The organism is Paenibacillus sp. FSL R5-0527 (genome assembly GCF_038008055.1).
Classification (GTDB): domain Bacteria; phylum Bacillota; class Bacilli; order Paenibacillales; family Paenibacillaceae; genus Fontibacillus; species Fontibacillus macerans.
The window spans coordinates 1,629,812-1,643,674 of sequence record NZ_JBBOYI010000001.1 but is presented as its reverse complement, the minus strand read 5'-3'; the positions used below and the strand labels follow the sequence as shown (position 1 = coordinate 1,643,674).

Below are 13,863 nucleotides of genomic sequence, written 5' to 3'. Positions count from 1 at the left end.
ATTTCGCTTTCAATCCACGCTCCCGTATAGGGAGCGACGGCGATCATTTCAACCCCGCATCCAGCAAGGGTTTGAAAACGCTTTAGTGCGAATCCCCTTTTTTATGGTTAATAAATGGGGTAAGTATTGACGTAAAATCCCGAAATCCCGCGCTGGGCAAGAGGTGCGAATGTCCCGGGGTTTTTATGTGAGCTTGGGGTTCGCACCGCCACTATATTCCGTTTTGTTAGAGAACGATTACTTCCCGGTTCATGCTCCAAGGTTACTCCTTCGTATACCGCTCGTTAAACATATCTACATAGGCTTTATGTGGGAATAGCATTGGGTTATTAATCAGCATCAAAAGCTGGTTTAGTTGAAACGTAAGTGAGAGCAGCGAGATTTCTTCTTTTTCCTCACTCTTGCTATCCAGGTTGACGAGTACTCGGTAATTCCGCAAATCGTACTGCTTCTTTTTTTCCTGTGCTTTCGCTGCTTGCTCTTCACTCGTTTCTCCCGAATCCTTTGGCTTGTACCACTCAAATGCCTTGCGATAATCCTCATATTCTTCTTCGTTGTGATTTAATTCATTATACCAATATTCCAGATCCTGCAGAGCGGAAGTCAACGCAACAGTCAAGCGCTTCCCCTTAGGGTGGATAATCATATCGAAACCGTCCGGTATCTTCAGTTCCGATTCGCTGGTATGACACAATATCCGAAGCGGGCGCGTAGAAGTCTGTGTGTGTTTATTTTCTTGCAGGCTATCGCCAAAAATAACGTCAAAATTCATTCTGGCAACGGCTCTTTGAGACGTTTTAAGCCCCCTGATTCCATTCAGCCAATTCTCCAACGCTCCAAAATCCGGACTTTTACTCTTACATTCCACCACGACAGCAACCGCCTCGATCGGAATATATTTTAAGGTTCCATGCCGAAAAATATAGGGAGTGTATTGTTCGTCGTAAATGGCCAGATCGACTTCATTGGATACCCGCCCGGCGGAATCGATGATAAACACGGAACGGGCGATGGAAAACTTCTTCGGAATCAACTGCTCAAACATGGCCTTCCAGATTTCTTCCCGGAAACCGCCTGATGTTCCCGGATGCTGGCTCTGAAAACTAAGTTGGCTGACGATCGATGCCTCCAGTTCGGCGTAGTTGTTCACGATATGGCGAATCGCTTTCTGCCTGTTTTCATCCGCAGTTTCATTACTGTTGCTTTCTTTGCTCATCTTTTAACCTCGCCTGTTTCAAAGTCATTCTTCCATATCCGGCGTTCGTCTTCCCTCCGATACCTTCCTGTTTCAAGGCCCGAAGCACAAGCTGCTCCGCAATCTCCAGCCACGCATCGGCTTCCTCACTGTCCGACTCACAGAACAACATAATTCGGAAATCAGCCACCACCGAGAGGAATGGAACGGGAATCGGCGAATCATCGTCACGAGGAGCATTCGCTCCGCTTTCTACCGGCGCATACTCCGCTTCCGGCCGAAGCCGTTTCGAGGTATCACTCGACAGACTGTTGTAGCTTTGATGATGCGGCGTCATCACATCCGGCAAAAGAGCCGTACGGACCGTTTCGGGCGTTGGAAGCGCATCGAAAAAGCGGATATATCCCGCTTCCTGTTGCGTACCGAACAGTACCTTGTAGCTGTCGCCGTCCATCCGAAAAGACGGGTGCTCCGCCCCAAGATACCGGTGGCAGTAGTGAGCAGCCAGCCCTTTGAGCGCTGTTCCCGGAATGTACGGCACGCCATAAGTCTTGTGCAGCGCCATGCCTGTTTCCAGTACCGTTTGCTGGCCTTGGCCGATAATGCAAGGCGACTCGCTAGAGACAAAGAAAGGTCTATGCCGCCCGGCCATTTTCTGATAGTGTCGCTGATACAGTTTCCTATACCAATCGATTGACTCGGTCCAATAAGTTTCGTATTCTTTCACAACCCGATCGTAAAAAACACCTTTGGTCTCCCCATTTTTGTCCACGATCATTCCGAGGTCGGAATCCTCCTGAAAACCCCGGTATTTGTTCAACATCTGATGCAGATTCACGGCTTCCCCTCCTTTCCTTGATTCATGGGTCAGGATTCCGGCTGGCGGAGCAGCGTTTCGCTGTACCGCTTGAACCAGGTTGCGGCATGCAGAGCACGGCGGGATAAATATCGATAAGGCCCGCTGTCCTTAGGAAGGCTCTTGCTTGTTAGTTCCCCCCGATTGAGCGCTTCCGCCATATGACACAAATAGTCTGCATATGCTTTTCTTACGATCGATTCGGAATCTTCCCCAGAGACGGACTTTGCTTCGTAAAACGCCACAGTCAGCCGCAAGCCGTTCTGAAGCAACAGTGACGGGAATTCGCGGCTTCGCCGGAAGTATTCGGCCGCATCCGAAGAATCCGGATCCATGCTGCTGATGTGACGAAAAGCCACTTCGGCATATTGGTGTTCATAAGAGTTCATACACTTTCTCCTCCGGAAAAACGACATTGCACTCGTCCTTTGCCTACCGTCAGATTGCCGCCGATTTGCAGCATTTTTGTACCGGACAGCCTGCTCAGCAAGCTTTGCTCCGTCAGTCCTTCGATCCTGGTGTACAGACGGTCGCACCAGACAATGCCGTACAGGATGGACTCCGTCGGCAAATATTCCTCAGACCACAACATCCCGTTCTGTACGGTCTTCGTATCGGGCGAAATGCGAATCCGCGGCGTCACTTCACAGCACATGGTTACAAAGTACTGAAAACTCTCATCGGAAACAAGCACTAAACGTTCTTTAAACATACGACGAGACACGTCGTCTGCGAAAATCCGCTCACCTGCCCATGTGGCCAAAAGATCAAGTTTATCCGACTTCAAGGCCCTGCATTCAAATTCATCGAGGAAAAGAGGAAGCGTGTTTTCATCCTTCCAGTCAGCCGCCGAATGAACCGACGGAGCTTTACCATCTCCGGATGCCGAGTTGGTCAATGCGCTCCCGTTCGTAATCCAGGCGCGGGAATCGGTTAGTTCTTGCTCCAGCTCCCCGATATCCGGACAGGCAACCATACCTGCGGCCGCCAGATCGCGGGCCAGCCGCCGGACGGCAAGCGGGCAAGTGACATACGCAAAAGTTCCATAAAAGCTGGCTACCGGGAACGCAAACAACCGGCTGTCCGAAAAGACGAGCGCACCCGCATTTCCCTCAATTCCCTTGCCCCCGGAATCTCTTTGATCCGCCTTTCCAAAAGCGGCATTCAGCCACTCCTCTTTCTTCAACGGAACCGAAGCGGCGTTGCCTTCCCTCTTCTCCAGTTCCGCCGCCAGCGATTCACGCTGCACTCCTTTTATGCTGCTGCCCGGGATATAGGGCCATTCAGTTATTTTTTCTCTCATCATTGGCATATCGATCGCGCCTACACCCTGACCGGTCCCGATATGGACCGGGGACAGACAATGAATCCAATACATCTTGCTGCCAGCAATCATCGAGATTCCACCTCCTGATTTCGTTCATCTCCGCTGTACGCTTTGTCATCCCACACGCCCCATAAAGCCAGTCCAAACCCGTCGTTTCTGTCAAGCATGGCCGTTCGCCGGTTGCGGTCGGATACGGATTGCAGCCACAGCTTTTCCGCGAGCAGCCGCGGGTTCCCCCGCTCGACTTTGAAGAAGTAGACGCTCCCGGCTGGAACCATACGCCGGATGGCCTTTTCCTCCCGCTTACCATAGCTCCAACCAGAAATGGGCTGCCAGCGAGGGACGCAAGCCCATTTGAGTTCCAAAACGATATCTTCCTCACCCACTGCTTCCGGTTTTCCTCTTAAGTCGCTATCAAGCCATCCCGGTAGCCAGCCTTTCGTAAAATACGCCGGGGTTGCCAGCACCATTCGAATATAGCAGGCCCCGTCCAAAGCCTGGAGAATCGAGTCGGGACAGGACCAGACCTCGCCAGCTTCGGTTTCACTGAAATGCGCTAGACGCCGTTTGCCGCCAAACGAGTGGATCGCCGACAAGCCTTTCGGCCAAGCGATGTTCGACTCAGACAAATCCGCTTCTGCCAGCAGATACGCATCCTCAGGAAACACCAGCGCCTCGGTGTCGAACAAAATCCCCTCCATCGCTGTGTGCGATGCCTTGTCAATGGCTACATGCGTGCGGACATCTCGGGGGAACGCCCGCAGGAACGGTTCAGATGCGGCTTCCTTGACGTAAGTCGAACCACCCTGGACGTTTTCCGGCAAGCGTGTCTCATCCGCATACCAGTTGTCCAGCGGTTTCAGCCAATCTTCCGTTAACATGTGCGTTCCGAGCCAAGCGATCATCCATTCAGCGGACAGATATTGCGGCGCTGCGGCCGCGCCCTTGCCTGAGGCACCCGCAGCGGGCCAAAGCCGGTCTCCATGCCAACCGCTTCTGCCTGTACCGAGGAACCCTTCCCCTTCTCCCGGCTTGTGGGGGACGATCCTGTCCACTTCCAACCGGTTCCCGGCCTGCCGAAAATGCAGATCCCGAGGAACCGGGAAATAAGGTTGCTCCTTATAATGCAAAAGAGGACCGCGCACGGCCAGCTTGGCTACCTCGAGCTTTTCTTTCTCGCCGAACGCGGTTGTATGACCGTGTTCCTCCGCCAGCTTCTTCCCCAGCAGCGTACGGAGCGTGCCGGCGACAACACTGGGCGGCACTTCGCTCATGCTGTGCGCCTTGGCGCCGGGATTCGCCTCGAACGGACGGCCATCCCGCAGCATCACCGGTTCAAGAGGGCGAATTTTCAGCCATTGTTTCATAGATCGCACCCGCTTTCTCTAGATTGACGGCAATGATAAACTGCTCGGCCAACATACGCAACCGCTCCAGCAGCGCGCCCTTCCCGCCCAGCATATCGAGCATGGGCGAGACCAGTTCGCGTTGCACCGCTTCCACTGTCAGATGCTCGGGCTTTTTACGAACCGCCAGCCGCTCCAGTTCCTTTTCAAACAATCTGCGCGTCCGCTCTTGATCGGAAAGCCAGAGCGAGCCTTGGCTCAATCGGCTGTACTCCTCATACAAGCCACGCAATTCATATGCAAACGAGAACGAAAATAACTTATCCCGATACCATTGCTGTATCCGCTGCAGACGTTCCACCGGCTGCTCGTCAAAAGACAGGCGTATCCGCATCTGATCGCCGCCGTTGCGTTTGCGGTAAACAATAGCCAGGCTGTTCCGCTCCTGTTTGGCCAAACGCTCGGCTTCCGCCGCCAGTTGCCGAACGTCTCCAAGCATTTCCATCATATGTACGACCGCAATTCCGATGGACAGCGTAGGCCGTCTTCCGTCTTCAGGCATCGCTTCCCTCATAACGCAGGCAAAAGATTGCTGCAAGCTTGCCGCCGCTTCCAGACACTTGTCGATCGGCAAATAGGCCATGACGTCATCGCCGCCGCTGTAAACCAGCCGACCTTCACAGGCGTTGATGATGTTTTCCGCACTGTCGGCGAACCGCGACAGGCGTTCCGTGAACAGGCCATGCTGCTCAAATGTGGACAGCTCGTTTAGAGCTTCGCCCATTCGGTCCCCATCGCAGAGCAGAAACGCATAATACGGTGTCGGGCGAATGCCGATTTTCCGATACAGCGCCTCGAGCTCCGCTGCCGCCTGGGACACGAGCTTCCGCTTTTTTTCATCCTGTATAGGCGGATTGGCATGTTCGTCCACAAAATCCTCGATCCTGCTCTCATAAAACAGCCTAAATAATTGGCCTTCACCGTTCGGATTCAACTTGCCGAACACCGGGTCAATCTCCCGCAGCCTAGAAAAGTAGCCTTCCACTTGATGGCGCAGGTTCTCATCCTTCCGCAGCCGCCGCTGGAAGTTGTTGAACGCCACATCGCAGACGGACAAGAAACGGCTTCCGGCACGCGTGTACAAAGAGAGCCGCTTTACCGCCGAAATGGCATCCAGCGTTTCATGCGATTTGATGCCGAAACGGGCCAAGTCGTTCTGCTTGTCCATCAGCAGCACCGACTCGCGGCCACCGTCAAGGCTCGATTTCTTTTCGCCGGACATTTTTGCCGGTTCGTTCTGTTTGAAATCACGCAAGGTTTTACGGGCGGTCAGCAGCTGTTCGGCGCGTCTCAGCGCTGTTCCGTAATCGTTTAGGTCAGGAAGCGGAACCCAGACCGCATAGAACTCGATAAAGTCCTTAATTTGCCGATCCCACAGATTTTCATTAACATACGGCCGCAACCTCTCCAGCGCTTCGTCGGAGATTTTTTTCCAGGCCCTGGCCACTTCAATGCGGATATCCAGAGCAAGCTGCCCTGGGGAATCGGATTCGACATAACCAAGCAGCTTGTTCGTCACTTTGGTCCGATCCGGCGAAGCTTCCCAATCGATATGCGGATATACGATTATGCCGTTCTTGCCTCGAAAAGCCTCTGCCGCCGCACGGCTAAGCCTGGAGAGAAGAAAAGAACCGAACCACAGATCTCCCGTCCGCCTTGCCTGGGCGATGAAATCCTGCACAGGCCCGATTGAGAACAGCATCAGTTTTCGTTCAGCCACTGCCATTCCCTCACCTTCCCCGAATTTAAAAAAGCAGTAACCGCCGAGGCGGTCACATCCTGCCGGCTGGTAGGTTGACCATTGCTGTGAATCCTCATCGGGTTTTTCGCCCGGCGTTCCGGAAGATACTCCGGGGCTATGTAAACGGCGCTGGGGTGGATATCTTTCCCTTTGAATCGCTGGCTCGCTTCGTACTGCTTGCGTTCTATCTTCTTAAACTCTTTCTTTGACGTTAACTGCAAACGTAAATGACCAAGTCTAGGCTGGTTTAACACAACCGCCGCGCTGATCGCTTTAAAACCGTTTCCGACGGCAACGGCCTTCACAATTACCGGCGAAGCCAGGCGATCACGGTCTTTGGGCACAAGCTCAATATCCGACGGCTCGTATCCCTGATCTTTAGGCGGATGCTTTTGGGTGTCGTTCTGAAAATGAAAAATAATCGGCAACCCTAGTTGAGCACGCGGAAAAGCGACATAGTCCGGGCCTTCCTTGATCGTAGTCGACTTCAGATGATCTTTAACGCCAATTTTCGTAATGCGGCGGATTGAGTCAGCTTCCGGCCAAAATGACCTTGAAAAGCGCTTGGTGCCTCCTTCCTTGTACTCATTTCGAGCATTGCGAAACTTCTGCAGCTCCCTGATGGCCGTTCCCCACACTTTGACAGGCTCTGTATCGCCGCCGTCAAATTTGATCGTGGTGCTTAAGGTTGGCCACTCACGGTACGTTTGCTGAAAATTCGCTTCATTCGAAACCAGGTGTAATTTATATTGCTCCACTTTTTCCTGAAACCATGTTCGGAGTTCATCCGCCCTCGCTGTTTTAGGGGAAAAATTACTGCAATACAGACTCCCGCAGCCTCTTCGCGTTCGCGAACCGATACCGCCAAAATTGATCCAAGCCCATAAAGCGCATTCCACATCAAGCTTGAGCTCTTCCAAGTCCTGAGCGTGTGCTTTTTCGTTAGACTTCGGCAAGTTGTACTCAACATGCAGGGTAAAACAGAAGTTATTCAAATATTGCGGGTCTTCCTGCTTCATTCCCAGGAATGAGAAGAGCGCGTACTGACCTTCCCACGGCTCTCTGACCATTTTTTTCTTACTTTCATCAAACATTGGAGTAGATTTAATTCTCGACGAATCGGTTTCAACCCATATTTTCACCGCACTCGGTCTTTCTGTACTACCGAAAATCTCTACCTCCCGGCTTCTTAATTCCGCTACGTTTTGATAAGTGGCCCCGCGAGTAGCCCGCCACCAAAAACGAAGCTGACCGCGGATCGCGCTACTTCTTACCGGACGCAGCTTGTCAATCCACTGCGGCTTCACCCCTCCGCCGACCATCGGCGTCACCACTCGGATAGTGAAGCAGTCGCGAACCATTTTCTTATTTGCGTCATCCAGTAGCGATTGAACCTCTGACGGCCTCAATTCGGGAGCTTTTAACGTCCGCACTTGGCTTCCACCCCTCTTCTAATTCGACTGATTACGACCCAGGAAAAAAGAACCATTCGCCTTGTTCCACCTATTTCGACCCCTCTCGACCAAAACCCTTTTTTCCATAAATTTCCTAATATGTTATAGGCTTAAAGCAAGAGTGAGAAACGAATCTGAGGGTTGTGATTGCCTTTGTGAGTGGATTTCTACAGCGATTTCCAAGTTAAGCAAAAAACTCCCCCGCGAGGAAGGAGCTCAATAATTTGTCTAATCGTGGATTAGGCTCAATTCATCTAAAAAGGCAGGTTTGCCGTTTATAAACCCGTTAATTCCATAACCCCCCCTTAACTTTATCTATCTCCTCTTTCTAAGCGAAGGAGTAATCATCTAGGCAATTGATAAAGGGGGGCTTCACTCTAAAATCACTCCACATTAAACACGCGAACATTTCCACATTCCTTGAGTGTACAAAAAAAGCCTTTAACCAAAGGCACTTTTCATAAAGATTCTCCTATTCGGGAAGTGGCTATTGATCCTGGTAATCGCAAAGAATCAGACCTTCTTTCATTCCACCCTCTCGTGCAGAGAGGAACGCTGAGGCTTGAGAGTGGCGTTATCTTAAGGGGCACCTTGGTATTGATTTTACATCTTTCAAGCCACGCTCCCGCATAGGGAGCGACCTGGATAAGAGCATATCCGGGCGGCCTGGCGGACTTTCAATCCACGCTCCCGCATAGGGAGCGACCGAATAGGTCATTCCCCCTTGTTGTATTTTGAGCGACTTTCAATCCACGCTCCCGCATAGGGAGCGACGCGGCTCGAAGCGCTGCCTTTTTGCCTGATGCTGTTCGCTTTCAATCCACGCTCCCGCATAGGGAGCGACGCAGATGCCTGCCGTTTTTCAAACATTTCTTTTTCTTTCAATCCACGCTCCCGCATAGGGAGCGACGTCCGGTCTGTAGCCCATATCCTTAGTGATTTTAAAGCTCTTTCAATCCACGCTCCCGCATAGGGAGCGACTAACCCCCTTCGTCGGTATCGCTTGAGCCCCGGAATGGCTTTCAATCCACGCTCCCGCATAGGGAGCGACCAGCATGCCAATATCTTTGTCTGTGGTGTCGTTATACTTTCAATCCACGCTCCCGCATAGGGAGCGACTGCGTTCATCTTAATCCCACACCCAGCAAAGGTTTGGAAACGCTTTAGTGCGAATCCCCTTTTTTATGGTTTAAAAATAGGGAAAATTTAGCCGCAAAATCCCGGAATCCCACGCCAGACAAGAGGTGCGAATGTCCCGGGGATTTTATGTGAGCTTGGGGTTCGCACCGCTGCTATTTCCCCCGTTTTTTACAGCCAATTGATTCTCTTCCTCTTAGTACTTGAAGGCTACATCGTCGTATATTTCTCGTTAAAGTCACAAAGCCTTACGCACTTATTTCGATTCCAATCGGCCAAAACCTTTTTTCCTCACAGTTTCCCAAATATCTCTCTAATGAATCGGTCTACTGACTTTGTAGCCAAGCTAGTTGAGCAATAAACTCCCCTACGAGGGAGGAGTTCTTTAATTAGACCGGTCATGAAATTGACTAAACTCGTCCAAAAAAACCGATTTTCCGCTATACAAATCCGATAATTCCTCCCACGCTCCCGCACAGGGAGCGACACAGGACGATCGCAAAGCCTTCGCGGTCCGACACTTTCAATCCACGCTCCCACACAGGGAGCGACTCGTGTTACTAGTGGAGGAGGCCTACATAAAACCGGCTTTCAATCCACGCTCCCACACAGGGAGCGACGGCTTACGTGTGACTGTCGAGGTAAATCCAGATGCTTTCAATCCACGCTCCCACACAGGGAGCGACTTCGACTAATGTAATGAGAGAGACGTCAGCTATAGCTTTCAATCCACGCTCCCACACAGGGAGCGACGCCCGTTGGCTTCGAAGGTTTCACCGATGCAAATTCTTTCAATCCACGCTCCCACACAGGGAGCGACTGTTTTTCATTATGGCAAATGCTGGGCTGTTTCACTTTCAATCCACGCTCCCACACAGGGAGCGACGGCGTCGAGGATCAGCTGCAGTTCGCGCGTCCGCTTTCAATCCACGCTCCCACACAGGGAGCGACCTTACCTTGTGACCGATACTCAATTCGGCCTTTTTCTTTCAATCCACGCTCCCACACAGGGAGCGACGCTGGACCGTTGATGATTACATCAAGGCCGGGAGAGCTTCAATCCACGCTCCCACACAGGGAGCGACTTTTCCTGGACGGCATGAAATACCTCAAGGTACAAGCTTCAATCCACGCTCCCACACAGGGAGCGACAATCCAGCGGCTGGCTTGCTACGTTAGCGGTCCGGCTTCAATCCACGCTCCCACACAGGGAGCGACTCCGTCCATCTAACCCCCACATCCAGCAAAGGTTTGGAAACGCTTTAGTGCGAATCTCCTTTTTTGTGGTTTAAAAACAGGGTGAATCTGTCGCAAAATCCCGCAATCCCGCGCCGGGCAAGAGGTGCGAATGTCCCGGGGATTTTATGTGAGCTTGGGGTTCGCACCGCTGTTATTTCCCGCTTTTACCAACCAATTGATTACTCTTCAGTACTTCAAGGCTACATCGTCGTATCTTTCTCGTTAAAGGTACATAGCCTTACGCACCTATTTCGATCTCAATCGCCCAAAAACCTTTTTCTCCCACAGATTTCCTAATATCCATCCATGAATAATCGGTCAATTTGGCCGTATAGCCAAGCGGCGCGACTTCTAAATTGAACAAAAAACTCCCCCGCAAGGGAGAATCTCATTAATTTAACCCGTCATGGATTTGGCTCAACTCGTCCAAAAAGGCCGGTTTGCCGCTATATAAATCCGATATTTCCTCGATCATTTGGCGTTGACGGGCGCTGCCGGCTATTTTTTGATATCTTCTAATGATGCCGCATACGCGTTGGTATTCTTTGCGTTTGGAAGCGGCGCTGGCCTCCAAGCGAATCCGCTGCTGATACAAAGCGATCACTTCGATCTCAAACCGCTTCGCCAGCCGGTCGGCATATCTTTCAATTTCGCCCGGATACTCCTTCACGTACGCCAGGAGCTCGTCCAGGTCGTCTTCCGCTTCAATCAGCCTTAGATACAACCCTTTGCTTTGCCAATCCTTTTTTCGCTTGCAGCTCTTGTTTTAGGTGATGATAAAGGGCTGCCGTATCACCGCCGGCCAATTGTTTCAGTTCTTCATCATATCCAAAATCTCCGTCCAGCAACAGCTCCTCAGCCAAGGTTTTCTGCTCTTCCTTAAGCGATAACCGTTTATAAGCCTCATATCGCAGCTTTTTCCATTGAGTTACCAGTCCCGGGAGAGCTTGATCTTGAGCTTGGGCTTCCCCTTCCAAAGCCAGATCCACGGCCTTCTGAAAATTCCCCTCCTGCATGAACTTCTTGATATACCATTCCCGAAAAAAAGAAAACCGGAGATTCTCCACAGCAAATTGTTCGACTTCTTCCGGCGTGCCGTATTGCTGGATCATTTCAAACCAGATGCTCAGCATCCCTTCATTGCTGTAATCTTTATGCTCGTTGCCGGCGTTTTGGCTAATCAATTGTTCGATTTTCATTCTTAACTTGTTCCTCAAAGCTTCAACATCGGCAAAGCCGGCACAGATTCGCAGCAATCCAATGTGGAATTCATCCCAGCCCTCAAAAATCTCGCCATCGCTCCGCTCCATTAACTTCTCGAATACCCGCTGTCTTTGCTCCACATCCAGGTCGCGGCTTTCCTCGGCGATTTCCCCGACTAGTTCCAGCGCTTCTTCTGCCATAACGCCAATATCTCCGTCAGAGTCGTCGGCATACCCGAATGCTTCTATGGCTTCCTCCATAAGCAAAAGGGCGATATCCACGGCCAGCAAGGGGTTGTCCGTATTTCCAGCCTCTCAAATGCTTCACCCATCTCACGCGTAAAATCAGCGGTTGAACCCGTACGGGATAAACCCATCCCGGCCCGCATATTTTCGGACAATGGATTGAATGAGCCTGCAGCAATTTTCCAGTTCCTGCTGCTCATCAACCTTGGCATATTTGAGCAAAAGAGAATTTCTTAAGAATGCATCCTTCCGTGCAACATCCATGATAATTCCGATCAATTCCTCTTTGGGGAGTTGCTGCAACACTTCTTTCAGCTCCGGCGGCTTCATTTAAATAATAGTCATACCCTTTATCTAAAATCGCATCAGTTAGGTCATCCTCGAAATGGTAAATGTTCATAGGCGGGCACCTCATTTTCCCTTCTATAAAAGAGATTCCAGTTCATAATATAGCACATGAATTTTAAGAGTGAAGGTAAAAGAATCTCCCATCCTTTTATTTTTATTCCTAACAAAATGTGACCGATTGCCGTCCATAACTGTGTTATTGGTAAAAGGAGGACAATGCTACCATGCAGCGATCCATGACCCGGCCGGGAAATCATGTGATGAAGAGCTATGAAACTTACGCCAACATGCTGTTCCGGATTGCCATGGTTTATCTGGGCAGCCGTGAGGATGCGGAGGAAGCCACTCAAGATGCCTTCATCAAACTAATGGAAAAAGCACCCGAGTTCAAGGATGCCGAGCATCAAAAGGCCTGGTTGATCCGGGTGATCACCAATCATTGCAAAACGCTGCTTCGCAGAGGCTGGCGCAAGCGGGAGGTTAAGCTGGAGGGCGCCGAGCCGGTTACGGCCGGTGCTGCCGAAGATTCGGCACTGCTCCATCTTGTAATGGCGCTGCCCGTGAAGTATAAGGCGGTCATTCATTTGTACTATTACGAGGATTACCGAGTCCAGGAGATCAGCAAGATTTTGCGGATCAGCGAGTCTGCGGTGAAAATGAGGCTCCAGCGGGGACGACAGCTGTTAAAACTCAAGCTGGAAGGAGAAGAACAGCCATGAATGAAGAACAATTCCGGATGAAATATAAGAAAGCGGTGGATACGATGACAACGAATGAAGCGATGAAAAAACGGATGGAAGACAAACTGCAGGAGCTGCAGCAAGAACGGAAACGTCCGCGCAAAATGGCCTATATCGCCGCCAGCATCGTACTCGCTGCCGGTATCGGTGTGACTGCGTCCGGCTTTTGGAAGCAAGCGAACGAACCGACATCGCCAAGCACCGAGGTAGCCCGGGTGAATCCAGACACGCCTCCCCCAAGCTCATCCGATAGTGTTGTGATTCCCAAGATGGAGCTGCCGAATATGAACTCCGGTGTCAAAGCGAAGATGATCCCTCTGGTCGTCTATAAAGGCAACGTTTATACTCAGGCGGCAACCCGCATCGACGCCGCCGACGCGACTGCGCTGCGAGGCGATAAGCTCGGCCGGACGACGGGCGGCATCGATGAATGGAGCGGCAAGGATAAGTACATCGAGTTGGCCTCCAACATCGGTGAAACGGACATCTACGCCGTAAAGGGGTACGATACGGACTTTCGGATTATGTCCTATACTGAGATCGACGGCCAAGTATATGCCGAGCTGTTCGAGCATACCAACGGCATCACCGTAAGCAGCGGAGCTGATCTGCTCGGTAAACTGAATCTGGAAGACCGGATCGCCTCGGCCAAATGGGAGAGCTTCGACAGCTGGAACAACGGCCTGCAGCAGTATACGCCGCTGGCAAACGACGAAACGCTAGGCAGCTTCCTAGCGGCCCTTCAGGACGCCAAACCGCTGGCAGCAGAACCGCTGATAAATCAGGGCATCTACGATGACGTTAACCGCAAATCACTCTATCTGACGCTCAAGGACCATACCCGCGTGGAACTGACGCTGTTCGGCCGGGGACTGGTACGCTACGGCAATGCACCGGTCTTTTTCGAAGTCGAACCCGGTGCGTTCCAAGCGTTGTGGGAGCATATGACACCATAACAAGGCCGGCAATAAA

Annotated in this window: 13 protein-coding genes and 3 CRISPR repeat arrays (1 of these 16 running past the window's edge); of the genes, 2 read left to right on the top strand and 11 right to left on the bottom strand. The window is 51.5% G+C overall.

Annotated elements, in window-relative coordinates; genetic code table 11:
- A CRISPR array of direct repeats spans nucleotides 1-38; the repeat unit is 32 nt; unit sequence CTTTCAATCCACGCTCCCGTATAGGGAGCGAC (it extends 794 nt beyond the left edge of the window).
- 224 nt (nucleotides 39-262) lie between these two features.
- From NYE69_RS07350 to NYE69_RS07300, 11 genes are all read right to left on the bottom strand, one after another.
- Nucleotides 263-1,216: a DUF6602 domain-containing protein gene (locus tag NYE69_RS07350; protein ID WP_328269483.1), complete on the bottom strand. Its 954-nt coding sequence runs from the start codon at nucleotides 1,214-1,216 to the stop codon at nucleotides 263-265.
- Nucleotides 1,194-2,033, bottom strand: a complete 840-nt coding sequence (gene cmr6 / locus NYE69_RS07345; RefSeq protein WP_340925525.1) for a type III-B CRISPR module RAMP protein Cmr6 — start codon at nucleotides 2,031-2,033, stop codon at nucleotides 1,194-1,196. Before cmr6 ends, NYE69_RS07350 begins: the two co-directional genes overlap by 23 nt.
- 29 nt (nucleotides 2,034-2,062) lie before the next feature.
- Complete coding sequence (gene cmr5 / locus NYE69_RS07340; RefSeq protein ID WP_328269485.1) at nucleotides 2,063-2,440, bottom strand: type III-B CRISPR module-associated protein Cmr5; 378 nt, start codon at nucleotides 2,438-2,440, stop codon at nucleotides 2,063-2,065.
- On the bottom strand, nucleotides 2,437-3,447 hold the full coding sequence (cmr4, locus tag NYE69_RS07335) for a type III-B CRISPR module RAMP protein Cmr4 (protein ID WP_328269486.1): 1,011 nt from the start codon (nucleotides 3,445-3,447) through the stop codon (nucleotides 2,437-2,439). Before cmr4 ends, cmr5 begins: the two co-directional genes overlap by 4 nt.
- Nucleotides 3,444-4,745, bottom strand: a complete 1,302-nt coding sequence (gene cmr3 / locus NYE69_RS07330) for a type III-B CRISPR module-associated protein Cmr3 (RefSeq protein ID WP_340925522.1) — start codon at nucleotides 4,743-4,745, stop codon at nucleotides 3,444-3,446. The genes cmr4 and cmr3 overlap by 4 nt, the downstream gene beginning before the upstream one ends.
- Nucleotides 4,714-6,510, bottom strand: a complete 1,797-nt coding sequence (cas10, locus tag NYE69_RS07325; RefSeq protein ID WP_340925520.1) for a type III-B CRISPR-associated protein Cas10/Cmr2 — start codon at nucleotides 6,508-6,510, stop codon at nucleotides 4,714-4,716. Before cas10 ends, cmr3 begins: the two co-directional genes overlap by 32 nt.
- Nucleotides 6,486-7,958 carry a type III-B CRISPR module RAMP protein Cmr1 gene (cmr1, locus tag NYE69_RS07320; protein WP_340925518.1) on the bottom strand — a complete coding sequence of 491 codons (1,473 nt, stop codon included), beginning with the start codon at nucleotides 7,956-7,958 and terminating at the stop codon, nucleotides 6,486-6,488. The genes cas10 and cmr1 overlap by 25 nt, the downstream gene beginning before the upstream one ends.
- 630 nt (nucleotides 7,959-8,588) lie before the next feature.
- Nucleotides 8,589-9,098: direct repeats of the CRISPR family, unit length 32 nt.
- Between the two features lie 472 nt (nucleotides 9,099-9,570).
- A CRISPR array of direct repeats spans nucleotides 9,571-10,334; the repeat unit is 32 nt; unit sequence CTTTCAATCCACGCTCCCACACAGGGAGCGAC.
- A gap of 259 nt (nucleotides 10,335-10,593) precedes the next feature.
- Nucleotides 10,594-10,719, bottom strand: a complete 126-nt coding sequence (locus tag NYE69_RS07315) for a hypothetical protein (RefSeq protein ID WP_328269488.1) — start codon at nucleotides 10,717-10,719, stop codon at nucleotides 10,594-10,596.
- 27 nt (nucleotides 10,720-10,746) lie between these two features.
- Nucleotides 10,747-11,079: a hypothetical protein gene (locus tag NYE69_RS07310; RefSeq protein ID WP_328269489.1), complete on the bottom strand. Its 333-nt coding sequence runs from the start codon at nucleotides 11,077-11,079 to the stop codon at nucleotides 10,747-10,749.
- A complete protein-coding gene (locus NYE69_RS07305; RefSeq protein WP_340925515.1) occupies nucleotides 11,060-11,758 on the bottom strand; it encodes a hypothetical protein in 699 nt (232 codons plus the stop codon). Before NYE69_RS07305 ends, NYE69_RS07310 begins: the two co-directional genes overlap by 20 nt.
- A 144-nt stretch (nucleotides 11,759-11,902) precedes the next feature.
- On the bottom strand, nucleotides 11,903-12,133 hold the full coding sequence (locus NYE69_RS07300; RefSeq protein ID WP_328269491.1) for a hypothetical protein: 231 nt from the start codon (nucleotides 12,131-12,133) through the stop codon (nucleotides 11,903-11,905).
- Between the two features lie 242 nt (nucleotides 12,134-12,375).
- On the opposite strand from NYE69_RS07300, the gene NYE69_RS07295 reads away from it, so the two are divergent.
- Nucleotides 12,376-12,870, top strand: coding sequence for an RNA polymerase sigma factor (locus NYE69_RS07295; RefSeq protein WP_328269492.1), 495 nt, complete (start codon nucleotides 12,376-12,378; stop codon nucleotides 12,868-12,870).
- On the top strand, nucleotides 12,867-13,847 hold the full coding sequence (locus tag NYE69_RS07290; RefSeq protein ID WP_328269493.1) for a hypothetical protein: 981 nt from the start codon (nucleotides 12,867-12,869) through the stop codon (nucleotides 13,845-13,847). The genes NYE69_RS07295 and NYE69_RS07290 overlap by 4 nt, the downstream gene beginning before the upstream one ends.
- Nucleotides 13,848-13,863: the final 16 nt, after the last annotated feature.

Bases quoted from the DNA above. Each gene is read 5' to 3' on its own strand.
- NYE69_RS07350 (WP_328269483.1), bottom strand. From the start codon at position 1,216: ATGAGCAAAGAAAGCAACAGTAATGAAACTGCGGATGAAAACAGGCAG.
- cmr5 (WP_328269485.1), bottom strand. From the start codon at position 2,440: ATGAACTCTTATGAACACCAATATGCCGAAGTGGCTTTTCGTCACATC.
- cmr4 (WP_328269486.1), bottom strand. From the start codon at position 3,447: ATGATTGCTGGCAGCAAGATGTATTGGATTCATTGTCTGTCCCCGGTC.
- cmr3 (WP_340925522.1), bottom strand. From the start codon at position 4,745: ATGAAACAATGGCTGAAAATTCGCCCTCTTGAACCGGTGATGCTGCGG.
- cas10 (WP_340925520.1), bottom strand. From the start codon at position 6,510: ATGGCAGTGGCTGAACGAAAACTGATGCTGTTCTCAATCGGGCCTGTG.
- NYE69_RS07305 (WP_340925515.1), bottom strand. From the start codon at position 11,758: ATGGCAGAAGAAGCGCTGGAACTAGTCGGGGAAATCGCCGAGGAAAGC.
- NYE69_RS07300 (WP_328269491.1), bottom strand. From the start codon at position 12,133: ATGAAGCCGCCGGAGCTGAAAGAAGTGTTGCAGCAACTCCCCAAAGAG.
- NYE69_RS07295 (WP_328269492.1), top strand. From the start codon at position 12,376: ATGCAGCGATCCATGACCCGGCCGGGAAATCATGTGATGAAGAGCTAT.
- NYE69_RS07290 (WP_328269493.1), top strand. From the start codon at position 12,867: ATGAATGAAGAACAATTCCGGATGAAATATAAGAAAGCGGTGGATACG.